The organism is Brachybacterium sp. AOP42-C2-15 (assembly GCF_052377065.1).
Taxonomy (GTDB): Bacteria; Actinomycetota; Actinomycetes; order Actinomycetales; family Dermabacteraceae; genus Brachybacterium.
Map to the genome: position 1 here is coordinate 46,374 of NZ_JBQSWK010000023.1, position 22,014 is coordinate 68,387.

Annotated in this window: 14 protein-coding genes and 2 pseudogenes; 9 read left to right on the top strand and 7 right to left on the bottom strand. The window is 69.1% G+C overall.

What is annotated here, in order from left to right:
- The first annotated feature begins 4 nt into the window (after nt 1-4).
- The 5 genes from ACT3SQ_RS12980 (at nt 5) to ACT3SQ_RS13000 (ending at nt 9,459) form a co-directional block, all read left to right on the top strand.
- The gene (locus ACT3SQ_RS12980; RefSeq protein WP_441443504.1) at nt 5-883 is read left to right on the top strand and encodes an endonuclease/exonuclease/phosphatase family protein; all 879 of its coding nucleotides are present in this window, start codon (nt 5-7) and stop codon (nt 881-883) included.
- Between the two features lie 200 nt (nt 884-1,083).
- A complete protein-coding gene (locus ACT3SQ_RS12985) occupies nt 1,084-7,245 on the top strand; it encodes an Ig-like domain-containing protein (RefSeq protein ID WP_444601183.1) in 6,162 nt (2,053 codons plus the stop codon).
- A gap of 40 nt (nt 7,246-7,285) precedes the next feature.
- Nucleotides 7,286-8,527 (top strand): acyl-CoA dehydrogenase family protein, encoded by a 1,242-nt coding sequence (locus tag ACT3SQ_RS12990; protein ID WP_441443502.1) that lies wholly within the window; start codon nt 7,286-7,288, stop codon nt 8,525-8,527.
- A gap of 8 nt (nt 8,528-8,535) precedes the next feature.
- Nucleotides 8,536-8,847 (top strand): NAD-dependent epimerase/dehydratase family protein, encoded by a 312-nt coding sequence (locus ACT3SQ_RS12995; protein WP_444601184.1) that lies wholly within the window; start codon nt 8,536-8,538, stop codon nt 8,845-8,847.
- 24 nt (nt 8,848-8,871) lie between these two features.
- Nucleotides 8,872-9,459 (top strand): DUF1731 domain-containing protein, encoded by a 588-nt coding sequence (locus tag ACT3SQ_RS13000; protein WP_444601185.1) that lies wholly within the window; start codon nt 8,872-8,874, stop codon nt 9,457-9,459.
- On the opposite strand, the gene ACT3SQ_RS13005 is transcribed toward ACT3SQ_RS13000, so the two are convergent.
- The 5 genes from ACT3SQ_RS13005 to ACT3SQ_RS13025 form a co-directional block, all read right to left on the bottom strand.
- A complete protein-coding gene (locus ACT3SQ_RS13005) occupies nt 9,456-10,484 on the bottom strand; it encodes an ATP-dependent 6-phosphofructokinase (RefSeq protein WP_444601186.1) in 1,029 nt (342 codons plus the stop codon). The two genes, ACT3SQ_RS13000 and ACT3SQ_RS13005, sit on opposite strands and share 4 nt — an antisense overlap.
- A gap of 261 nt (nt 10,485-10,745) precedes the next feature.
- Nucleotides 10,746-12,338, bottom strand: a complete 1,593-nt coding sequence (locus ACT3SQ_RS13010; RefSeq protein ID WP_444601187.1) for a flotillin family protein — start codon at nt 12,336-12,338, stop codon at nt 10,746-10,748.
- A gap of 113 nt (nt 12,339-12,451) precedes the next feature.
- Entirely contained in the window at nt 12,452-13,315 is an 864-nt protein-coding gene (locus ACT3SQ_RS13015) for a carbohydrate ABC transporter permease (protein ID WP_442331818.1), read from the bottom strand.
- A 7-nt stretch (nt 13,316-13,322) separates the two neighbouring features.
- On the bottom strand, nt 13,323-14,243 hold the full coding sequence (locus ACT3SQ_RS13020) for a carbohydrate ABC transporter permease (protein ID WP_441444201.1): 921 nt from the start codon (nt 14,241-14,243) through the stop codon (nt 13,323-13,325).
- Nucleotides 14,243-15,583 carry an ABC transporter substrate-binding protein gene (locus ACT3SQ_RS13025; RefSeq protein ID WP_442331819.1) on the bottom strand — a complete coding sequence of 447 codons (1,341 nt, stop codon included), beginning with the start codon at nt 15,581-15,583 and terminating at the stop codon, nt 14,243-14,245. The genes ACT3SQ_RS13020 and ACT3SQ_RS13025 overlap by 1 nt, the downstream gene beginning before the upstream one ends.
- Before the next feature lie 293 nt (nt 15,584-15,876).
- On the opposite strand from ACT3SQ_RS13025, the gene ACT3SQ_RS13030 reads away from it, so the two are divergent.
- Complete coding sequence (locus ACT3SQ_RS13030) at nt 15,877-17,319, top strand: MFS transporter (protein ID WP_425548393.1); 1,443 nt, start codon at nt 15,877-15,879, stop codon at nt 17,317-17,319.
- On the opposite strand, the gene ACT3SQ_RS13035 is transcribed toward ACT3SQ_RS13030, so the two are convergent.
- Both ACT3SQ_RS13035 and pgi read right to left on the bottom strand, forming a co-directional pair.
- Entirely contained in the window at nt 17,307-18,107 is an 801-nt protein-coding gene (locus ACT3SQ_RS13035; protein ID WP_444601188.1) for a GH25 family lysozyme, read from the bottom strand. The two genes, ACT3SQ_RS13030 and ACT3SQ_RS13035, sit on opposite strands and share 13 nt — an antisense overlap.
- A 10-nt stretch (nt 18,108-18,117) precedes the next feature.
- Nucleotides 18,118-19,815 (bottom strand): glucose-6-phosphate isomerase, encoded by a 1,698-nt coding sequence (gene pgi, locus ACT3SQ_RS13040; RefSeq protein WP_441444197.1) that lies wholly within the window; start codon nt 19,813-19,815, stop codon nt 18,118-18,120.
- A gap of 440 nt (nt 19,816-20,255) precedes the next feature.
- Between pgi and ACT3SQ_RS13045 the strand changes: the two are divergent.
- From ACT3SQ_RS13045 to ACT3SQ_RS13055, 3 genes and pseudogenes are all read left to right on the top strand, one after another.
- A pseudogene (locus ACT3SQ_RS13045) lies at nt 20,256-20,417 on the top strand (ABC transporter substrate-binding protein); the annotation flags it as partial.
- A gap of 69 nt (nt 20,418-20,486) precedes the next feature.
- Nucleotides 20,487-20,954 (top strand): annotated as a pseudogene (locus ACT3SQ_RS13050) (ABC transporter permease); the annotation flags it as partial.
- Nucleotides 20,951-22,014: ATP-binding cassette domain-containing protein (locus ACT3SQ_RS13055; RefSeq protein WP_444601189.1), on the top strand; the 1,064-nt coding region annotated here is incomplete at its 3' end. The pseudogene ACT3SQ_RS13050 and the gene ACT3SQ_RS13055, both read left to right, overlap by 4 nt.

Here is a 22,014-nt window from a genome sequence, read left to right on the forward strand (position 1 = left end):
TGCGATGAGCACGTGGCGGGTGGCGACCTACAACATCCGCCACGGGCTCGGCGACGACGGCCGGGTGGATCTCGCGCGCACGGCCCGCGAGATCGCGGCGCTCGATGCCGAGGTGATCGGCCTGCAGGAGGTGGACCAGGGCTTCGGACCCCGCTCCGGGCACGAGGATCAGGCCGCACGACTCGGGGAGCTGCTGGGGATGCAGGTCTGCTTCGGTGCCGCTCTCGAGCTGCCGCCCGCCCGTGAGAGTGAGCCGCCCCGCCGCTACGGGCTCGCCCTGCTGACCCGCCACGAGATCCTCAGGCACTCCCTCGCCCTGCTGCCCGCCCACCCTGGCTGCGCGCCGCCGACGGAGCCCCGCGGCGTGCTCCATGCGCGGATCCGTGGGCCGGGGGAGCAGGAGCTCGACGTGCTGGTGACCCACCTCGACAATGCCGGCCGCGCGCACCGCACCGCCCAGGTGCAGGGCATTATCCGCCTCGCTGCGGACCTCACGGGTCCGGCGCTGCTGATGGGGGACATGAACGCCGATCCCTCCGCTCCGGAGCTGGCCGCTCTCGCCGCCACCGGATGGCGAGATGCTGCCCAGACCTTATGGCGAGATGCTGCCCAGGAGGCGGCTTCAGGAGACGGCGCGTCCACGGCTCGAGTCGTGGAGTCCGCTCGGAGGGTAGGCCCGCGTTCACAGATTCACGCTCAGCTCGACGTGGTCATGACGCCGCTGCGCAGCTTGAGGCTCGCGACCCATCCGGCCCGCTTTCCCGTGCGGCGCATTGACTCGCTCTGGGTGCGCGGCGAGATCGAGGTCAGCAGCGTCGAGGTGGGAACCCGACGCTCCTCGGACCATCGCCCCGTGGTCGCGACGGTGCGCATGACCGGCTGAGGTGCAGGTGCGTGAAGGGCTGAAGGGCGAACTGCTGGTGATTGAAGCTGCTGGGGGATGAGCTGCTGAGCGATCCGGGGTAGACATCGCGGGCGGTGCTGTCCGCGGCGCCCGACCGAGCGGTACGATGTGACGGCCGCAGGCAGGCGCCCGGACGGGGGGCCTCCGGGGATGCACTGCGGCGGGGGAGGAACACCGCAGTGAGCGCCAGGGCCGCAGCCGCACGTCGACGCCGCACAGCGGTTGCTTCGAGTGCCGTGATCACCCTGTTCGCCCTCGTGCTCACAGCGTTCGCGCTGCGCTATCCCGGACTGCAGTCCTCCGACATCGACGTCTCCAATGGCGGGGTCTGGGTCACCAATCGCTCTGAGGGGTTCGTCGGCCGCCTGAACGTGGACGCCGAGGAGCTCGACGCCCGCCTCTCGCTGAGGGGTGACGACCTCGACATCGTGCAGTCGGGCTACGTCGTCCTCGCCGTCGGTGCCCGTGGCTACAGCGTCCTGAACACCGCCTCCGTGCTGCGCGGCGGCGTCGTCGAGCTCCCACCGGAGTCCTCCCTCGCGCTCGGCGGGGACCGGGTGGCGATCGCTGCCGCCGATGGCAGGGTCTGGATCCTCACCCCGGAGCAGGCCGCCGCCTTCACCCCGGGAGGAGTCGAGCCCGTGCACGAGGCCAGCGGCTCCGCCGTGGAGGTCACCGTCACCACCTCCGGCACCGTGTTCGTGCTCGACGGCGACCAGCTCCACACCTTCCCACGCGGCGTGGACACCGCGAAACCCGAGACGCGGGACCCGATCACCGTCAGCGGGATCTCCACGAGGGAGGGCTCGGTCGCCCTGACCGCGGTCGCGGAGCAGCCCGTGGTGCTGGATCGGGAGCAGAGACTGCTGCGCCTCGGCACCGAGCTGCGCACCGTCGACCTCACCTCCAGCGGGGTCGCCGATGCCAGCGGCGTCGCCCTCCAGCAGCCGGGCGGTGACTCCGACCAGGTGGTGCTCGCGACCACGGACTCGCTGCTCCAGGTCCCGATGGACGGCGGCACACCGGTGGCGCACCCGGCGGGCGGGACCGGCACCCCGGCCGCACCCGCCCAGGTCGCCGGCTGCAGCTACGGTGCCTGGAACGGCTCACAGCGCTACCTCCGCCTCTGCGAGGGAGCGGAGCCGGCCTCCGGCGTGGTGCCGGAGGCGACGGCCTCCTCCGAGCTGGTGCTGCGGGTCAATCGCGACCTGGTGGTGCTCAACGACCACGTCGAAGGCTTCTCCTGGATGATCCGGGATGACATGACCATGGTCGATGACTGGGTGATCACGCAGGACATCCAGCAGAACGACAAGGAGAAGGAGACCGAGACGGTCACCTCCACCATCACCGACGTCGAGGCGGACCGCGACCAGGAGAACCGCCCCCCGACCGCGAACGACGACGAGTACGGGGTGCGCGCCGGAGCGAACGTGGTGCTGCCGGTGACCCGCAATGACAGCGACCCCGACGGGGACGTGCTGCTCGCCGAGCTCAGCGGCGAGCAGCCGGGCATCGGCACCGTTACCCCCATCCGGGGCGGCACGCAGCTGCAGATCGCGGTCGAGGACTCCGCGAGCGGCACCGCCACCTTCACCTATCAGGTCGAGGACGGCCGCGGCGGCACCGATACCGCCACCGTCACCCTCACCGTGCACCCACCCTCGCAGAACACTGCCCCGGTCCCCGCCGATCAGGCCATCCGGGTGCAGGTGCTCTCCGGCAGCACCGTCACCCTCAACGTGCTGCCCTACTGGGAGGACCCGGAGGGAGACGCCTTCTACCTCGCCGATGCGAGCATCGCCCCCGAGGACCTCCTCAGCTTTCGTGCCGATGGCACCGTCACCCTCGACGACGCCGGCCTGGTGATCGGCACCAAGCAGATCACCCTCACGTTCCGTGACGAGCATGGCAAGACCTCCGAGGACGTCCTCGAGGTGGAGTCGGTGACCGATACGGAGCTCGAGCCGATCACCACCACGGACCATGTGCAGGTGGTCGCCGGCCGCTCTGCGACCTTCGCGCCGATGGCCAACGACATCAACCCCGCAGGCGGCTCCCTCGAGCTCACCCATGTCGACGAGGTCGAGGGGCTCGAGATCGACGCGGACCTGGTCACCGGCTCCGTGAGCGTCAGCGGAGCGGAGGGGACCTATTACGTCGGCTACACGGTCTCCGCTCCGGCGGCCAGCTCGCGCGGTCTGATCCGGATCGACGTGGTCCCGCCGGGCCGCGATGCGATGCTGCCGGTCGCCGTGGATGACATGGGGCTGGTCACCACCGGGGGCGACACCCTGCTGGATCCGCTCGAGAACGATGTGGACCCCACCGGAGGGGTGCTGGTGCTGGGCTCGGTGGAGCTCCCCGAGGGCAGCGGGCTGAAGGCGACCGTGGTCGGCCACCACCTGGTGCGGGTCGAGGCATCCCCCGGGGCGGAGGTCACCGAGGAACCGGTGCCGCTGACCTACGAAGTCGCCAACTCCACCGGCAGCTCCACCGGCACCATCCGGGTGATGCTCGCCCGCACCGACACCCAGTTCGCCAACCCCGTCGGCGCCCCGGACGAGGCCGTGGTGCGCGCCGGTGACATGGTCCTGGTCGACGTGCTCGACAACGACCTCTCTCCCACGAACTCGGACCTTCACCTCGGCGACCTCACCGACATCGCGGGATCCGAGGACCTCGGCCAGGCCGAGCTCCATGATCAGCAGATCCGCTTCTCCGCCGCACCCGACGCGAGCGGCGAGGCGACCCTCACCTACGAGGTGGTGGATGAGACCGGACGCAGCGGCGCGGCCCGGCTGACCGTGCGCATCGTCCCGATCGATGCCTCCAACGCCCCGCCCCGCCCGGAGAACCTGGTCGCGCGTGCCGTGGCGGGCGCCCCGGTGCGGATCCCGGTCTCCACCACCGGCATCGACCCCGACGGCGACTCGGTGATGCTGATGGGCATCTCGGACCCCGTCCCCGAGCTCGGCGAGGTCACCAGCGCCACCGGTCACTGGATCGAGTATGTGCCCTTCGAGGGATCGGTGGGCACCGACCGCTTCCGCTACCAGGTGATGGATCGCTCCGGCGCCGTGGGCACCGCCGAGGTGCTCATCGGCACCGCCGCCCCGTCCGCGCAGAACCAGCCGCCCTACGCGGTGGACGACGTGATCGACGTCCGGCCCGAGCGCGAGGTCCAGGCCCAGGTGCTCGAGAACGATTCCGATCCGGAGGGCGACGCCCTGACGCTGCTGCATGAGACCGTCTCCGCCACCACCGACCTCGAGGTGGTTCCACAGGCAGAGGGTGAGCGCACGGACCTGATCACGGTGGTGACGCCTGCCGAGGCGGGAACCCATCCGGTGCTCCACGAGATCTCCGATGGGCAGCTCAGCAGCGCCGCCACCCTCACCGTGCGGGTGGATCCGAATGCACCGCTGCGGGCACCGGTCGCGATCGATGACTTCGTGGACCCCAGAGATGTCCTGGACCCCGAGATGACCGAGATCCAGGTCGATGTGTTGGCCAATGACCGCGATCCCGACGGCAGCATCAACGACCTCGAGGTCGAGCTGCTCGGCGACGGCGACGTCGGCGAGGGTAGCGAGGGCGGCGAGGACGCCGTACTGGACGAGTCGGGGATCCTGACCCTGGTGCCCTCCGCGCAGCAGCAGCGGCTGCGCTACCGCATCACCGACGTCGACGGGCAGTCCTCCACCGGCTATGTCTGGGTGCCTGGCACCTCGATGATCGCCCCGGTATGGGCCGGCGGCACCCTCGAGGTGGTCGCGGGCAGCGAGCTCAGCATCGACCTGAGCGACCCGCTGCTGGTGAGGGTGCGTCCTGGCGCTGCCGGCGCGCAGATCCTCGATGCGGCCACGGTCAGTGCGGAGCACACCGACGGGAGTCAGCTGGTCGTGGACCAGAGCACGCTGAGCTACCGGCCCGCCGAGGACTTCGCCGGCCGGGATTCGATCTCCCTGGAGGTCTCCGACGGGCCAGCCGGTGATGCCACCGCCGCGTCCGGTCAGCTGGTGATCCCGATCGAGGTGCTGCCGGGGGACACGAACCTTCCACCCACCTTCCGCGGTGCCTCGCTCGAGCTCGAGCAGGGCGGTGCGGCGACCACCTTCGATCTGACCGCCGCCGCGGAGGACCCGGACGGGGACGACCTCCGGTTCGCGCTCGCCGGGGCCGAGCTGCCCGTCGGGGTGAGCATCGCGGTCGACGGGAGCACCCTCACGGCAAGCGCCTCGGCGGAGGCGGTGCGCGGGGCCAGCGTGGAGGTCCCGGTGACGGTGACCGATGGCAGCACCGACCCGGTGTCTGCCGACTTCCAGCTCCTCGTCGGCGGGAGCAAGCGCCCCCTGCCCTCCGCAGTGCTGGACAACGCCGAGATCGACGCCGGCCGCACCGCCTCCCTGCCGGTGCTGGCCAACGACTCGAACCCCTTCCCCGGTGATCCGCTCACCCTGGTCTCGGCGCAGCTGATCAACGGCGAGGGATCGGTGGACATCAGCGGTGACCAGGTGGTGATCACCCCGGACGAGGACTTCGCCGGAGTGCTCAGCGCGTCCTACATCGTGGATGACCAGACCGGGGACCCGGAGCGCCGGGTCAGCGGCGAGATCCTCGCGACGGTGCGCGGCAAGCCCGCGGCCCCGTCGGTCCCGCGGATCGGCCAGGTCGGGGACGGGAGCGTCGAGCTGGTGTTCACCGCCGGGGACGACAACGGCGCCCCGATCACCGGATACACCGTCACCTCGGCCACCGGCCCGGCGGTGTCCCGGGAGTGCCCCTCGACCTCCTGCACCCTGACCGGCCTCGCCAACGGCAGCGAATACACCTTCCAGGTCATCGCGCACAACGAGGTCGGGGACTCACCGATCTCGGCGCCCTCGGCACCCGCCACCCCGGATGTGCGGCCGGAGCCGCCGGGAGCGCCCGCCGTCACCCGCGGCGATGGCGGTCTCACGGTCGACTGGCGCGCCCCGGTGAACAAGGGATCTGCGCTCCAGGAGTACACGCTCCAGATGCAGATCAGCGAGAGCGGAGCGCTCAAGGAGCGCACCGTGGACGCCGCGACGATGCAGGTGCTCTGGGAGCCCCTGCGCAACGGCGAGGTCCATCGCTTCCGGGTGCGCGCCAGCAACCTGTCCGAGCAGCCCTCGGAATGGTCCGACTGGTCAGTTCCGGAGCACCCGGCGGGCGTGCCCAAGAAGCTGCCGGGGAAGGTCACCGCGGAACGGGTCAACGATCCGCTCGGCGGCGGGATGAAGGTCAGCTGGCCGGCGGCGGATGACGACACCGCCAACGGCGAGGACATCACCTCGTACATCGTCACCAGCTCGGACGGGACCAGCGAGACGGCAGATGCAGATGCCACGTCGCACACCTTCCACCGCCTGGATCCCAACACCAGCTACAGCTTCACCGTGACCGCCGTGAATGTGGTGGGCCGCGGCGCGGTCTCCAGTTCTTCGAACGAAGTGGTCCCCTTCGCAGTGCCCGAGGCACCCACCCAGGTCACCGCCACCCTGCCCAGCGAAGGAGAGGGGGAGGGACCGAACGGCACCGCCGCGGTGTCCTGGGAGCACGCCGAGGACAACGGCACCCCGATCAAGGAGTACGTGATCCGCTGGGACGGCGGATCCAAGACGGTGGACGGCGAGATCGAAGCGGTGCGGATCACCGGACTGGACAACGGCACCGCGTATCGCTTCACCGTGCAGGCCCGCAACCGCTTCGCGGGCGGAGAGAGCGCCCCCTCCGCCCCCACGGCCTCCGTCACCCCGTACGCGAAGCCCGGCACGCCGGTGATCAAGGCCGACGACTCCGGGTTCATCTGTCACTCACCGGGGAACTGTCGGATCGCTGTCTACCTCACCAGACCGGCGGATTCCGGAGGTGTTCCGTTCAAGCACGTCGTGGTCGAGCCGCAGGGCCTGTCCTGCAATCGGACAGTCGTGAGCTCATCGAACATGAACACCACGTGCGAACCCGCCGAATCGACCACCTACACCGTCACGGCCTATGCGGTGAACGAGAAGGGCCTGAAGAGCGAGACCGTCACCCATACCTTCACCACCCCCGCCTGGGGCGATGTGCCGTACGAACCGATCAGCATCACGATCGAGAGAGGCGCCCCCTTCCAGACCGGGGACAGGATCATGCCTCAGCCCACGGACTTCGGGGCAGTGAACTATGAATGGCGCAGTACCGAGAAATACGCCTGGACCTCAATCGGAGGCACCGGCGCCTTCACCCTTCCCTACGATCCCACGGGTGAGGTGCAGTTCTTCATCCGGGGAGTGGACGCGGAGGGGAAGTACAGCGCGCTCGCCGTCGTCTGAGGGGCAGACGTCTTCAGCGCGGGTGCTCTAGCGTGGGGTCATGAACGCCTCTGACACCCCCGACGCCGCAGACCCCGCCCTCGCTCCTGACGCCTTCCTGCCGGACGCGCTGCTGGGCACCTTTCGCGAACGCGCGGTGACCCATGACCGGGAGAACACCTTCCCGGAGGACGACCTCGCGGATCTGCGGGCACGTGGCTATCTTCGCCTGCTGGTGCCCACTGAGCTCGGCGGGCTCGGTGCCTCCCTGCTGGAGGCCTCACGGATCCAGCGCCGCCTGGCCCAGGCGGCACCGGCCACGGCCCTGTCGATGAACATGCACCTGGTGGTCACCGGTGCGGCGCTGCATGCCCACCGGCTCGGCGTGGACTCCGTGCGCACCGTCCTCGAGGACGCCGCAGCGGAGAAGCTGTTCGCCTTCGGGATCTCCGAACCCGGCAACGACGCGATGCTCTTCGATTCCGCGACCCGCGCCGAGGTGCAGTCCGGCGGAGGTTTCCGCCTCTCCGGCACCAAGATCTTCACCTCCCTTGCCCCGGTCTGGGACCGGCTGGTGGTGCACGGCAGGGTCGCCGAGGCCACCGAAGCGGATCCGCGACTCGTCTTCGGCGTGATCGAGCGCAGCGACTCCGTCGAGGTGCTCGACGACTGGGACACCCACGGCATGCGCGCCTCACAGTCCCGCACCACCAGGCTTCACGCGGCGCCCGTCGGCGCGGACCGGGTGCTGACCACCACCCCCGTCGGCCCGAACCCCGATCTCTTCGTGATGGGGATCTTCGGCGCCTTCGAGCTGCTCATCGCCTCGGTGTACACCGGGATCGCCGAGCGTGCGCTCGCCGTCGGCACCCAGGTCGCCACCACCCGCCGCAACGCCACCAAGGGCATCGTCCACGCGGATGACCCCGATATCCGCTGGCGCCTGGCCGATGCCGCGATCGGGGTGGACGGCGTGATCCTGCAGATCGAGAAGGTGATGGCCGATCTCGACGCCCTCGGGACGGGGGTGCAGGGGCCGGGTCTCACGGACCACGGCCCGCGCTGGTTCCTGCACTTCTCCGGGGTGAAGTCCCGGGCCACCGAGACAGCGATCAGGGCAGTGGACCAGGTGCTCCGCGCCAGCGGCGGCGCCCAGTACTTCCGCCGCAGCGAGCTCGAGCGACTCTCCCGGGACGTGCGGGCCGGGATGTACCACCCCTCCGACGAGGAGTCCGTGCACGCCTCCTACGCCAAGGCACTGCTCGGCGAGATCGGTGCCGACCACACGCCGCTGCAGAGCTGAGCAGAGGGATGCGCATCGTCATCGCCGGCGGTTCCGGGACCCTGAGCCGCGCACTGAGCACAGCGCTCGCGGAGCGAGGTCATGACGTCGTAGTCCTCACCCGCTCACCGCACCCACCCGCCCAGCGCGGCGGGGTGCGCGAAGTGCCCTGGGACGGCCGCACCGTGGGCCCTTGGGCGCGCGAACTGGACGCCCCGGGAACCGCGGTGGTCAACCTGGCGGGCAAACTGGTGGATGCACGGCCCACGCCGGAGAACATCGCCGACCTCACCCGCTCCCGCGTCGAGGCGACCACCGCGCTCGTCGACGCCTCCCAGTAGCTCGAGCGACCGCTCGAGCACTGGGTGCAAGCCTCCACGACAGCGATCTGGTCCGACGCCGGCGAGCAACGGCTGGACGAGTCGAGCCCCATACCTGTCGGGCTGCCGCAGATGACCGGAGTCGCCGAGCGGTGGGAGCGCGCTCTGGACGGAGCGCACTGCGACCACGTGGTGGTGATGCGCACCGGCATCGTGCTGGAGGCCGGAACCCCGGCACTCGAGCGGCTGCTGCTGCTGGCCCGCTGGGGTCTCGGCGGACCGGTCGGCACCGGGCGGCAATGGGTGAGCTGGATCCACGTCGAGGACTGGGTGCGGATCGTGCTCGCTGCACTCGGACTCGAACAGCCGGGGCTGCCCGCCGGGATCGTCATCGCCTCTGCCCCGCACCCGGTGCAGAACGCCGAGCTGATGCGCACCCTGCGCCGAGCCGTCGGCCGGCCGTTCGGCCTCCCCACCCCGGCGCCGCTGCTGCGGCTGGGCGCGGCGCTGCTGCGCACCGACCCCGCACTGGGGCTCACCGGGCGCCACGCCACGTCGCGCGTGCTGGACGAGGTCGGCTTCCGGTTCCAGTACCCCCACCTCGAGGACGCTGTGGCGGCGCTCCGGCGCTAGCCGAACAGCACCTCGGCTTCGCGCCAACGGGACTCCGGCACCCGCTTGACGCTGTCGATCGCCGCGGTGAGCGGGACGTTCACGATCTCGGTGCCGCGCAGCGCGACCATCCGACCGAAGCCGCCCTCATGGACGAGATCCACGGCAGCGGTGCCGAGCCGGGTGGCGAGCACCCGGTCGTAGCCGGTCGGCTCGCCGCCGCGCTGGATGTGGCCCAGCACTGTGGCTCGGGACTCGATGCCGAGCCGCTCTTCGATCAGCGGGGCCAGCACCTCGGCCACCCCGCCGAAGCGCGGCCGCCCGAACTCGTCGAGGTCGTACTTCATGAAGTCCTCAGGGGCATCCCGGGGGACGAATCCCTCCGCGACCACCACCAGCGGGGCTCGGCCACGGTCGAAGGCTGACTTCACATGCGCGCAGATCTCGTCGAGGGACAGGGGGAACTCCGGCAGGCAGATCACGTGCGCTCCCGCGGCCATCCCCGAGTGCAGGGCGATCCAGCCCACGCTGCGCCCCATCACCTCGGCGACCATGCAGCGATGGTGGGAGTCCCCGGTCACGCGCAGCCGGTCCAACGACTCGGTGGCGATCTCCACCGCCGTGTTGAAGCCGAAGGTGTAGTCGGTCGCGTCGAGGTCGTTGTCGACGGTCTTCGGCACCCCGACCACCGGGATGCCTGCCTCGAAGAGCCGGTTCGCGGTGAACAGGGTGCCATCGCCGCCGATCGCGATGATCGCGTCCATGTCGTTCTCATCCAGATGGCGGCGCACGAGCTCGGCGCCGTCCTCGCCATCGGCGAAGGGGTTGGAACGCGAGGTCCCCAGGATGGTCCCGCCGATGCGCCCGATGCCGCGCACCCGCCGGCGGGGGAGCGTCATCCACTCGTTCTCGATCACGCCCCGCCAGCCGTCCTTGAACCCGATGAACTCGTCCTCGAAGTACTTGTCGCCCTTGATCACCGCGCCGCGGATGACGGCGTTCAGGCCGGGGCAGTCGCCGCCGGAGGTCAGGATTCCGATTTTCATGGGGGAGGGCCTCTTCTTGACTCGCGTGGGGCGGCGAACGGTGCGTACCGTCTCGCCAGATGGCTCCACCCTAGAGCTTCTCGAGGCGGCAGAGGAAGGACTACCGGCCTGCTGAGACCCCGGGAAACCTGGTGGTGAACAGCAGGTTGCGGAGCAGGGAGCTTCCCGGACAGCGAAGCGCCCGGAGCTGCCCGGACAGCAGAGCGCCCCGACCCCTCCGCGTGGAGGGACCGGGGCGCTCAGGAGAATCGCTCCGACGAATCAGGCCTTGCTGTCGGAGCCGGCGTCGGCGTCAGAGCCGGAGCCGGACTCAGCGTCGGTGCCAGCAGCGGCCGACGGGACGGTGCGCGAGGCGCCCTCCGTGTGCTCGGCCTGCTCACGCACCACGCGACCGCCGTCGGCGGCGCGCTTGAGGGTGTCCTGGAAGTCGACCCCGGTGGTGGACTTGACCATGTCGAGCACCTGGGCGAGGCCCACCGAGATGTTCTGTCCGATCTTCGCCTCGCCGTCGGTGGAGAACACCGACAGGTTGGAGATGTTCGAGTACGGGGCTGCCAGCTCGTTCGCGACGGCAGGCAGGACCTCGAGCACCTGGTTGAGCACCGCGGCGTCGTTGAACTGCTTGTAGGCCTCGGCGCGAGCACGAGTGGTCTCCGCCTCGGCGTCGCCCTTGGCGCGGATCGCCGCACCCTCGGCCTCGCCCTTGGCACGCAGGGCGTCGGCCTCTGCCTGGCCTTCGAGCCGAACAGCCTCGGCGTCCTTGGAGCGACGCTGCAGCTCGACCTCGGCCTCGGCGCGGCCGCGGGCCTCGATGGCGTGGGCTTCGGCGTCCGCGGTGACCTTGCGGGACTCGGCGCGGTTGCGCTCGTCGGTCAGCTGGGCCTCCGACTCGGCGATGCGCGTGTACTTCTTGGAGTCCGCATCCTGCTGCTCGGCGTAGCGCTTGGCCTCGGCCGGCTTGTGAACCTCGGCGACCAGCTGCTTCTCGCGCAGGTCGTTGTTGCGGACCGCGATCATCTCTTCCTGCTCGATGATCCGCTGCTGCTGGGCAGCACGGGCGAGCGGACCGGACGCATCGGCGACGGCCTGCCGAGCGTCGGTCTCCTCCTTGATCTCCGCATTGCGGAGGTCGAAGGCCTGCTTGGACTCGGCCTCCTGCTGGAGGTTGAGGTTGCTGGCCTGGGTCGACTCACGATTCGCGTTCGACTCGGCGATCGCGGCGTGCTTCGCCACCAGCGCGGCCTCGGGACGGCCCCAGTCACGCAGGTAGGAGCCGTCATCCTCGATCGCGGAGATCTGGAAGGTGTCGATGACCAGACCCTGGTTGTTCATCGAGTGCTCGGACTCGGCCTGCACCTGGGAGGCGAAGGACGCACGGTCACGGATGATCTGCTCGACGCTCAGGGTGCCGACCACAGCGCGCAGGGTGCCGGAGAGGATCTCCTGGGTGTAGTGGTCGATCTGCTGCTGCTGATCAAGGAAGCGCTGCGAAGCCTTGCGGACGTCGTCGATGTTGCCACCGACCTTGACCTGCGCCACCCCGCGCAGGCGCAGGAAGATGCCGTTCATCGAGTAGCCGTCGACCTCGACCGGGATCTGGCGCGAGCTCAGGCTCAGCACGAAGGCGCGGTCGAAGATCGGTCGCACGATCGCGCGGCCGCCGATGATCACCCGAGCACTGCCGGATTCGAGATCGATGTCGCCGGTCGGGCTGGTCTTCGCGTTGCGGCCGGTGATGATCAGCGCCTCGTTGGGCGCAGCGATCCGGTAGCTGCGCATCAGGACGATCAGCGCGATCAGCAGGACGACCGCCACGACGACGATGACGCCGACGACGGGTACGAACAGTTCCATGAGTCCCCCTCAGGTAAGTACAGGCTTGCCGCGAGCATTCTTCCATTGAAACCGTGTTCCCGCAGGCACGTCTCGGGAGCGGAGACCCTCTCGTGATCTCCGCACCCGGGAGGTCATTTCATGCCGGAGGCGGCGATGCCCTGGACGATCTGCTTCTGGAACACCAGGAAGCAGATCAGCACCGGGATCATCGAGACCACCGAGATCGCGAGCACCAGATTGAAGGGCACCACCTCCTGGCTCGCGAAGCGCTGCAGCGCCACCGGCAGGGTGCGGGTGCGCTCATTGGTCACCACCAGCGGCCACAGGAAGTCGTTCCATCGCCACAGCACCGAGAAGATCGCCAGCACCGCCAGCGCCGGCTTGCACAGCGGCAGCACCACGCGCCAGAAGATCCCGAACTCGCGCGCCCCGTCCACCCGTGCGGAGTCGATCAGCTCGTCAGGGATCGTGAGCATGTACTGGCGCAGCAGGAACACCCCGGTGGGGGTGGCGATGGCCGGCAGGATCACGCCCCACAGCGAGTTCGTCAGCCCCAGCGACGCGGTCACCTGGTAGACGGGGATGAGGATGACCTGGAGCGGCACCATGATCGTCGCGAGCGTCACCAGGAACAGCAGGTCCCGGCCTCGGAAGTTGTAGCGCGAGAGGGCATAGGCGGCCATCGAGTTCACTGCGAGCGTCAGGACCGTCGCGACCACCACCACGATCACGCTGTTGGTGAGGTAGCGCAGCATGTCGAACCCGGTGAGCGCCTCGACGTAGTTCTCCGGGTGCCACTGCTGGGGCAGCATGGTGGGCGGGCGCTGGGCCAGCTCGGAGGGGCTCTTGAAGGAGCCGAGCACGGTCCACAGCAGCGGGATCAGCACCAGCAGCGCGAGCGCGGTGAGGTTGACGGTGCGCACCACGTCCCGGGGCCGCACGCGGGTGCGGGAGGTCGAGGTCCAGGTGGTGGGCTTGGCAGAGGTTGTCGTCATGATCGGATCACACCGCTTCCGCGCGTCGGCCCAGCAACCAGTTGAGCACCGTGAAGCCCATGACCACCACGAACAGCACCACGGAGCCGGCTGCCGCCATCCCGTACTGCATCTGGGGGCCGAAGGCGTTGTCGTAGACGTACTGCACCAGGAGGGTCGTGGCTCCCACGGGCCCGCCGCCGGTGAGGTTGTAGATGACGTCGAAGGCCTGGAAGCCGTGGATCGTGGACAGGATCAGCACCACCATCGTGGTCGGAGCCAGCATCGGCCAGGTGATGTGCTGGAACTGGCGCATCGGATTCGCCCCGTCCAGGCTCGCTGCCTCGTAGAGGTTGGGATCGATCGACTGCAGGCCGGCAAGCAGGATCATGGTGTAGAAGCCGACGTTCACCCACAGGCTCACGGCCACCACGCTCAGCATCGCGAGGTTCGTGTCCACCAGCCACGGGACCTGCCCGATGCCGACGGCCTCGAGCGCGGCGTTGACCAGGCCCCCGTTCCGCTCCAGCAGCCACCGCCAGACGATGCCCACCACCACCGGGCTCAGCAGCACAGGCAGGAAGAAGACCGAACGGAAGAAGGACTTGCCGATGTTCTGCGCGTTCAGCTGCACCGAGAGCAGCACGGAGATGATCACCGAGAGCCCCACGAAGGCGATCACGAAGATGATCGTGTTGAACATCGCCTGGAAGAAGTCGTCGTCCGCGAAGATCCGCTCGTAGTTGCCCAGGCCCGCCCACTCGAAGGTGCGGCCGTTGCGGGAGCTGTACAGCGAGATGTTCAGTCCGCTGAAGGCGGGGTAGATCGTGAACAGGCCGAAGATGACCATGTTCGGCAGCAGGAACAGATAGGGAGCCGCCCGCAGCGACCACGGCACCCGCCGGCGCCGTGGGCTCCGGACGGGGACGGGTGCCGTGGTCGCGGACATCAGGCCTGCTCCACGATCGCGTCGATCGAGGTGCGCAGATCCTCCATCGCGGTCGCGAGGTCCTTGTTCCCGGCGACGACCTCCGCGAACTCCGAGATGAACTCCTGCGCCGCGGCATCGAAGTTCGGGTCGTAGCAGGCGGCGTAGGCCTCGGCCGGGGTCTCGCCCAGGTCGGTGACGAACACGCCCATCTCCTCGTTGCGCACCGGGTACTCGACGCCGGACTCGGTGAGGTCGGCGCGGGTGGGCATGAACGCTGACGCGGTGATGAACGCTTCCTGGGACTCGGTGGAGTTCATGAACTGCAGGAACGTCGCAGCCAGCTGATTCTCCGGGCCGGCGGCGAAGCCGACCATGAACTTCCCGCCGGGGAAGCCGCCACCGGCGACCTGGGTGGGGTTGGGCATGGTCGCCCAGCCGAACTCCGCATTGGCGTCGAACTGGGCGACCTGCCAGTTGCCCGAGAGGTAGACGGGGGTCTGCTGGGCCAGGAACACCTCGTTGGCGCCCTGGTACTTGGTCCCGGAGTCGAGCCAGAAGTCGCTGGGGGAGGTGCCGGCCTCGATCATGTCCACCAGCGGCTGCAGTGCGGTCGCGGCGGCGGCGGGGTCCAGCGAGCTGGTGCCGTCCTGGACCAGATAGGTGCCGCCCTGGGACAGGATCGTGGAGAGGCGATGGCCGGACTTGTCCATGGCGAAGGCGAACTCGGTGCCGGTGGCCTCCTGCACCTGGGTGGCGAGGTCGACCATCTCCTGCCAGGTCCAGGCCTCCGGCAGTGCGACCCCGGCCTGCTCGAACAGGTCCGCGTTCACGAAGGGACCGTTCTGGGTGAGGTCGGAGGCGATCGCCTGGATCTTGCCGTCGGCGTCGGTCATCCCCACCTGGACGCCCTCGGTGAACTCCGAGAGATAGTCGGCGCCCAGGTAGTCGTCCAGCAGCAGCAGATCGCCGGCGAAGGGTGCGGTCGCCGCGACCCGGGCGACATCCGGTGCCTGGTCGCCCGAGAGACGAGCCTGCAAGGTGGTGGTGATGTCCGAGAAGGGCACGATCTCGAGCTCGACGGTGACGTCGTACTCCTTCTCGAACTGTGCGATCAGGTCCCGGGTGGCCTGTTCGTCGGGCCCGTCTGTGAAGTAGAGGTAGCTGAGGGTCTTGCCGGCGAACTCGGCAGTGTCCTGCTCGGCGACCGGGGCGGGGTCCTCGCCTCCGCCGCCACCGCCATCGGAGCCGCCTGGGTTGCAGGCGGCCAGGGCGGTCGCCGCGAGCGCGGCGGTGCCGCCGAGCGTGACGGCCCGACGGGTCGGGGTGACGCTCGAACGGGAGACAGAGTGGCGTGACATGCGCGGTCCTCCATGACAGCGACGACATTCCCTCCCACATCGGAGGGGCGGCCGCAGCAGCAGCCGACGCCCACATGGTCGATGTGTTTCCGCAGGATGTACGAAGGTTGCCGTCGGTTGCCGGGTGCGTTGCCGGACCGTGATGAGACCGCGTTCAGGAAAGCGCTGCACGTCGTTCCGGGATGACCTCCTGGTGGCCGGTCGGTGAATTCCGGACCTCGCACGGTTCACCACGCGCCGCGCCCCGCGCCATCGTCCGTCTCAAAGTGTGGCAACAAGGTCCGAATAGCGGAATGCGAGGTCTAGGGTCGCTCGTCGTGAATACTGCTCTGCCCTCGTCTCCCCCCGCTGCTCCGGCACCCGGCTCGGCACCGGCCGGCGCCCCGGCGAACACCCGCGGGCGCGTCATCACCGCCTCCATGGTCGGCACGACGATCGAGTTCTTCGACTTCTACGCCTACGCGACCGCGGCCTCCCTGGTGTTCCCGGCCCTGTTCTTCCCCACGCAGAGCCCCGCGAACCAGCTGCTGAGCTCCTTCGCCGTCTTCGGCGTCGCCTTCGTGGCCCGTCCGCTCGGCTCCCTGATCTTCGGGCACTTCGGAGACCGGGTCGGCCGGAAGACCACCCTCGTGGCCAGCCTTCTCGTGATGGGGATCGCGACTTTCCTCATCGGAGTCCTGCCCACCGCCTCGACCCCGGGCTTCACCGTGCTCGCCCCGGCGCTCCTGGTGCTGCTGCGCTTCTGCCAGGGCATCGGCCTGGGCGGGGAGTGGTCCGGCGCGGCGCTGCTCGCGACCGAGAACGCCCCGCCCGGCAAGCGCGCCCTCTACGGCACCTTCCCGCAGCTCGGTGCCCCCATCGGATTCATCCTCTCGAACCTGCTGTTCGTGGCCCTCAGCCTGCAGCTGACCGAGGCGCAGTTCATGAGTTGGGGATGGCGGCTGCCGTTCCTGCTCTCCGCAGCCCTCGTCATCGTGGGCCTCTGGGTGCGGCTGAAGCTCATGGAGAGCCCCGCCTTCCAGAAGGTCATCGACGAGCAGCGGGTCGCCGCCGTGCCGATCGCCCGCGTGTTCCGCACCGCCTGGAAGCCGCTCGTCCTCGCCACCATCGCCATGGTCGCCACCTATGTGCTCTTCTACCTGATGACCGCGTTCCTCATGGTCGTCGGCACCACGGCGGCCGATGAGGAGACCGCTCGCGCCGCTGCGGAGGTCGCCGGCAAGCCCTTCGACGCGGCGAGCTTCGCGCCCGGTCTCGGCTATGACCGCCCGGAGTTCCTCACCATGCTGATCATCGGGGTCGTGTTCTTCGGCATCTTCACCCTGGTCTCCGGCCCGCTCGCGGACCGCCTCGGACGCCGGAAGCTGCTGCTGGCGGTCACCGCCGGGATCGGCATCTTCGGATTCCTCATCGAGCCGATGGTGCAGGCCGGGACGGTGGGCGTGATGGCCACCCTGATCCTCGGCTTCACCCTGATGGGCCTGACCTTCGGCCCGATGGCGGCGTTCCTGCCGGAGATGTTCGCGGCGGACGTCCGCTACACCGGCAGCGCCGTCAGCTACAACATGGCCTCGGTGATCGGAGCGGCCCCCGCGCCCTACGCGATGATCGCGCTATGGCAGCTGCTGGACGGGCCGCTGTGGCTGGTGGGCGGCTACCTGACCCTCGCCGCGATCATCACGGCCGTCGCGCTGCTGATCGGCAAGGAGACCCGCGAGGTCGACTACCTGGCCTGAGTCTGATCCGTCGGCTCCACCGAGGCGAGTGCGGCGAGCTCGGCACGAGAGCCGGTGAAGACATTCATGTCGACGTAGCGCTCCTCGCCGTCGTAGCCATCACGATGGTCCCGGTGGGAGTACTGCCAGAAGGTCCAGCCGCGGCCGTCGTTCAGATCGGGCGGCAGCACCACGGAGCGGATCCAGATCGGGGAGTCCGGGTAGGCGCCTGCGATGTAGAGGTCGTAGGCGTCGGCCGTGGTGTAGATGACCGGCGGGACGCCGTAGTGCTCGGTGAGCTCCTCGAGCAGCGGAGCAAGAATGGTGTCCACCGCCTCCCGTGAGGGCGGATCCTCGAAATAGTCACCATAGAACCCGATGTCCACCGCGATCGGCCCACCGCCGTCGCCGCCCACGGTGTCGATCACGTGCTGGGCCTGCGAGCGCCCGGAGCTCTCGAAGCTCACGAAGTGGTAGGCGCCCACGAAGAGGCCGGTATCGCGGGCGTGCTCCCAGTTCTGTGTGAACTGCTCGTCCACGTACGAGGAGCCCTCCGTCGCCTTGATGTAGGCGAAGTCCAGGTCGTCGCCCGCGAAGGTCGGCCAGTCGATCTCCCCCTGGTAGGAGGAGACATCGGCGCCCCGGACCTCATAGCCGTGCGCGAAGATCCGGCCCGGCCAGACCACGCCGGTCGCCACCAGCACCGCGAGCGCCGACGCCACGGCGGCAAGAGGGAGGAGGACGCTGCGCAGCAGCGCGGAGCGGGAGAGGCGTCGTGCTCTCCCGCTCCGCGCAGATCCGGTCGTCATGTGTCCTCGATCAGCCCTGCTGGCGCTGCTCGCGGTAGTAGCGGATCAGCCCGGCGGTCGAGGCGTCCTCCGCGGAGATCGCCTGCTCATCCCCGGCGACTGCCGGAGCGAGGCCCTTGGCGAGCTGCTTGCCCAGCTCCACGCCCCACTGGTCGAAGGAGTTGATGCCCCAGACCACGCCCTGCACGAAGGTGATGTGCTCATACAGCGCGATCAGCTGGCCCAGCGCGGACGGCGTCAGCTTCGGCGCCATGATCGAGGTGGTCGGGCGGTCGCCGGAGAACTCGCGGGCCGCGACCAGCGCGCCCTCGGTGCCCTCGGCGCGCACCTCCTCGGCGGTCTTGCCGAAGGCGAGCGCCTTGGTCTGGGCGAAGAAGTTCGCCAGGAACAGCTCATGGACGTCCTGGTCGCCGTCCTGGAGCGGATGGTTCGGGGTCGCGAAGGCGATGAAGTCCGCCGGGATCAGCCGCGTGCCCTGATGGATCAGCTGGTAGAAGGCGTGCTGGCCGTTGGTGCCGGGCTCGCCCCAGAAGACCTCACCGGTCTCGGTGGTGGCGAGGGAGCCGTCCCAGCGCACGGACTTGCCGTTGGACTCCATGGTCAGCTGCTGGAGGTAGGCGGGGAAGCGGTGCAGGTACTGGGAGTAGGGGAGCACCGCGTGGGTCTCCGCCTCCAGGAAGTTCACGTTCCACACGTTCACCAGGCCCATCAGCAGCGGCACGTTCTGCGCCGCCGGCGAGGTGCGGAAATGCTCGTCCATCGCGTGGAACCCGGCCAGCAGCTCCTCGAAGACATCCGGGCCCAGCACCGTCGCGAGCACGGTGCCGATCGCGGAGTCCACCGAGTAGCGCCCGCCCACCCAGTCCCAGAACCCGAAGGCATTCTCGGGATCGATGCCGAAGGCCTCGACCTTGTCCAGCGCAGTGGAGACCGCGACGAAGTGCTTGGCCACGGCCTCCTGCTCCTGCTCGGCGGTGAGCCCCGCGTTCTCCCGCAGGCCGCTGAGCAGCCACTGCCGCACCAGGCGCGCATTGGTGAGCGTCTCCTGAGTGGTGAAGGTCTTCGAGGCGACGATCACCAGGGTGGTCTCGGGGTCGAGATCCTGCGTGCTGGCGTAGGCGTCGGTGGGGTCGATGTTCGAGATGAACCGCGCCTCGAGCCCGTCCTGGGCGAGGGGCTTCAGCGCCTCGTAGACCATCACCGGGCCGAGGTCGCTGCCGCCGATCCCGATGTTGACGACGGTCTCGATGCGCTTGCCGGTCACGCCGGTCCATTCCCCGGAGCGGACCTTGTCCGCGAAGTCGTAGACCCGGTGGAGGGTGCCGCGCACGTCCTCGTCGATGTTCTGCCCGTCCACCTCGAGGGAGGGGGAGGAGCCGGCGGGGCGGCGCAGGGCGGCGTGCAGCACGGCGCGGTCCTCGGTGGTGTTGATGTGGGCGCCGGCGAACATCGCGTCGCGGTGCTCCTCGACGCCGACCTCGCGGGCCAGCTGCAGCAGCAGGTCCATGGTCGTGGAGGTGAGGAGGTTCTTGGAGAGGTCGACGTGGAGGTCGGCGGCGTCGTGGGTGAAGCGCTCGGCGCGCTGCGGATCGGTGTCGAACCATTCGCGCAGGGAACCCTCGAGCTCGAGGTTGTGCGCCTCGAGCTCGGCCCAGGCGTCGGTGGAGGTGGGGTCGATGGGGGCAGCGGGCGAGGTAGGAACAGTCATATGGCCATTGAACACTGCGGGGAGAGATCCTGCGGAGCCCCTGCCGGGTGTTCCCATGGGTGTTCCCTGAGGCCTGGACAGATGCGCAGCACAGTGCCGAGACCGAAGTGTTACCAGCACATGGAATGCAGTTGACATTTGCTGGTGCAGACTGGATAGGACCGCGCATGGATGTGCGGCCCACGCTCTCGAGCAATCACAGGAGTTTCCAGGGCCATCTCGCGCCGATCAATGATGATGGGCACCGCCGCCACCGGTGCCGCCGCCCTGACCCTCGCAGCCTGCGGAAGCGATGACGGGGGACCGGCGGGGGCAGCGGAGGAAGCGACGGCGGTGCGGGCGGTGGGACCGGCGAGCCGATCTACGCCAACACCACCGAGCCCGAGAACCCGCTGATCCCGACCAACACCGGCGAGGTCGGCGGCGGGCGCATCATCGTGATGCTCTTCGCCGGGCTCGTCTACTACACGGCCGACGGCTCCGCCGAGAACGACCTCGCGGAGTCCATCGAGACCGAGGACAACCAGAACTGGACCATCAAGATCCGTGAGGGCCTGACGTACTCGGATGGCTCCACCCCGGTCACCGCGCAGGACTTCGTCAACGCCTGGAACTACGGCGCGAACGCCGCCAACGCGCAGCTCGGCCAGTATTTCTTCGAGCCGATCGAGGGCTACGCGATCGTGGTCGCGACCAGGCTGGGCGAGATGAACACATGGACGGTGATCGGCGTGCTGAGCGTCTTCGGCTGGACTAACGTCGCCCGCATCATGCGCGGCGCGGTGATCTCGACCAAGAGCCAGGACTACGTGACCTCCTCGGTGGCACTGGGAGCCTCGAGCTCGACGGTGCTGCTCAAGCACGTGATCCCCAATGCGATCGCCCCGGTGATCGTCACCGCGACCGTGAACCTCGGTGTCTTCATCGTGGCCGAGGCGACCCTGTCCTTCCTCGGCGTCGGGCTGCCCACGAGCTCCGTCTCCTGGGGCGGTGACATCTCCGCCGCGCGGGATGCGCTGCGGACCCAGCCGTCGATGCTGTTCTATCCCTCCCTCGCGCTCGCGATCACCGTGCTGAGCTTCATCATGCTCGGCGACGCCGTGCGCGACGCCCTGGACCCGAAAGCGAGGAAGCGATGACCACGACCTCCATGAACCCGACCCCGGCCGGAGCCCCCGCGAACCGCGACCAGCCGCTGCTGGAGACCCGTGATCCCGAGATCACCTTCACCACCTCCAGCGGTCCGGTTAAGGGAGTGCGCAGCGCGAGCCTCGAGGTGTACCCGGGAGAGACCGTCGCGATCGTCGGCGAGTCCGGATCGGGCAAGTCGACGACCGCCATGGCGATCGCCCACCTGTTGGCCGAGAACGGCTCGATCACCGGCGGGCAGATCCTCTTCGAGGGCCGCGACATCACCCATGTCTCCGAGAAGGAGATCCGGGTGCTGCGTGGGGACCAGGTGGGCCTGGTCCCGCAGGACCCGATGAGCAACCTCAACCCCATGTGGAAGGTGGGCTCCCAGATCCGAGAGACCCTCGTCGCCAACGGGATCGCGAAGGGGGCCGAGGCCAGGGCCCGCTCCGTGCAGCTGCTCGAGGAGGCGGGCCTCTCCGATGCCGCCAGCCGCGCCGGGCAGTACCCGCACGAGTTCTCCGGCGGCATGAAGCAGCGCGCCCTGATCGCGATGGGTCTCGCCGCACGGCCGAAGCTGCTGGTGGCCGATGAACCCACCAGCGCCCTCGACGTCACGGTGCAGCAGCAGATCCTCGACCACCTCGACACCCTCACCGCGGAGCTCGGGACTGCGGTGCTGCTGATCACCCACGATCTGGGGCTGGCCGCAGAGCGGGCCCAGCACCTGGTGGTCATGTACAAGGGGCGGGTCGTCGAGTCCGGGCCTGCGCTCCAGCTGCTGCAGAATCCGCAGCATCCGTACACCCAGCGTCTGATCAGCGCTGCCCCCTCGCTCGCCTCCCGGCGCCTGGTCTCGGCGACCGAGCGGGTCGAGATCCGCGAACAGGCGCAGGAGCAGGCGGTCGCCCACTCCGGGGCCGCCGGGGGCACCGATGCGGTGATCCAGGTCGAGGAGCTCACCAAGGAGTTCCCGATCCGTGGCAACGTGCCGTGGAAGTCCACGCCGTTCACCGCCGTGGACAAGGTCTCCTTCGAGATCGAGCGGGGGACCACCACCGCGATCGT

Coding starts and splice junctions, on each gene's coding strand:
- ACT3SQ_RS12980 (WP_441443504.1), top strand. CDS start 5: ATGAGCACGTGGCGGGTGGCGACCTACAACATCCGCCACGGGCTCGGC.
- ACT3SQ_RS12990 (WP_441443502.1), top strand. CDS start 7,286: ATGAACGCCTCTGACACCCCCGACGCCGCAGACCCCGCCCTCGCTCCT.
- ACT3SQ_RS12995 (WP_444601184.1), top strand. CDS start 8,536: ATGCGCATCGTCATCGCCGGCGGTTCCGGGACCCTGAGCCGCGCACTG.
- ACT3SQ_RS13005 (WP_444601186.1), bottom strand. CDS start 10,484: ATGAAAATCGGAATCCTGACCTCCGGCGGCGACTGCCCCGGCCTGAAC.
- ACT3SQ_RS13010 (WP_444601187.1), bottom strand. CDS start 12,338: ATGGAACTGTTCGTACCCGTCGTCGGCGTCATCGTCGTCGTGGCGGTC.
- ACT3SQ_RS13015 (WP_442331818.1), bottom strand. CDS start 13,315: ATGACGACAACCTCTGCCAAGCCCACCACCTGGACCTCGACCTCCCGC.
- ACT3SQ_RS13020 (WP_441444201.1), bottom strand. CDS start 14,243: ATGTCCGCGACCACGGCACCCGTCCCCGTCCGGAGCCCACGGCGCCGG.
- ACT3SQ_RS13025 (WP_442331819.1), bottom strand. CDS start 15,583: ATGTCACGCCACTCTGTCTCCCGTTCGAGCGTCACCCCGACCCGTCGG.
- ACT3SQ_RS13030 (WP_425548393.1), top strand. CDS start 15,877: ATGCGAGGTCTAGGGTCGCTCGTCGTGAATACTGCTCTGCCCTCGTCT.
- ACT3SQ_RS13035 (WP_444601188.1), bottom strand. CDS start 18,107: ATGACGACCGGATCTGCGCGGAGCGGGAGAGCACGACGCCTCTCCCGC.
- pgi (WP_441444197.1), bottom strand. CDS start 19,815: ATGACTGTTCCTACCTCGCCCGCTGCCCCCATCGACCCCACCTCCACC.